Source organism: Hallella absiana (assembly GCF_025457485.1).
Lineage (GTDB): Bacteria > Bacteroidota > Bacteroidia > Bacteroidales > Bacteroidaceae > Prevotella > Prevotella absiana.
Genome location: NZ_JAMXSP010000071.1, coordinates 1 through 673 on the forward strand (window position 1 = coordinate 1; position 673 = coordinate 673).

The window sequence follows — 673 nt, forward strand, 5'->3', positions numbered from 1 at the left end:
GTTGCCACGCCACCGGTTTGGGCTCTTCCCCGTTCGCTCGCCACTACTAGGGGAATCATTCATTTATTTTCTCTTCCTGCGGGTACTAAGATGTTTCAGTTCCCCGCGTTGGCTTCCACGACAAGCGTGGATGACCGTCCTTCAGACGGCCGGGTTGTCCCATTCGGAAATCTCCGGATCAAAGGTTATTTGCACCTGCCCGGAGCTTTTCGCAGCTTATCACGTCCTTCATAGCCTGGATGAGCCAAGGCATCCGCCATGCGCCCTTTCCTACTTCTTTCGCTGTCCATATCCCTAAAAAGAAACATGGACGTTGCTCATACTTTCAGCTGTATTGTATTGTCTCAGCATACATATTTCTATGTACGCCTCGTTAAGTCTTGAACTTTGCTACTTTACAGTTTTAGCTTGTGTCAATATGTCAAAGATCGGAGTAATGAATAATGTATAATGTAGAAATTATAAATCATACATCAGCATCAGCATTACGTTGTGGAGAATAACGGATTCGAACCGTTGACCCCCTGCTTGCAAAGCAGGTGCTCTAGCCAGCTGAGCTAATCCCCCGTGAATGATGAGGGGTGAATGTTGAAGTAGTCCCAGGCAGACTTGAACTGCCGACCTCCACATTATCAGTGTGGCGCTCTAACCAACTGAGCTATAGGACTATGAT

Annotated in this window: 2 tRNA genes and 1 rRNA gene; all 3 read right to left on the reverse strand. The window is 47.3% G+C overall.

The features are described from left to right. A 23S ribosomal RNA gene (locus NG346_RS14335) occupies positions 1–280 on the reverse strand; the annotation flags it as partial. Between the two features lie 213 nt (positions 281–493). Next, positions 494–567: transfer RNA gene (locus NG346_RS14340), tRNA-Ala, on the reverse strand. A 27-nt stretch (positions 568–594) separates the two neighbouring features. Further along, positions 595–668, reverse strand: a tRNA-Ile gene (locus tag NG346_RS14345). Positions 669–673 lie beyond the last annotated feature (5 nt).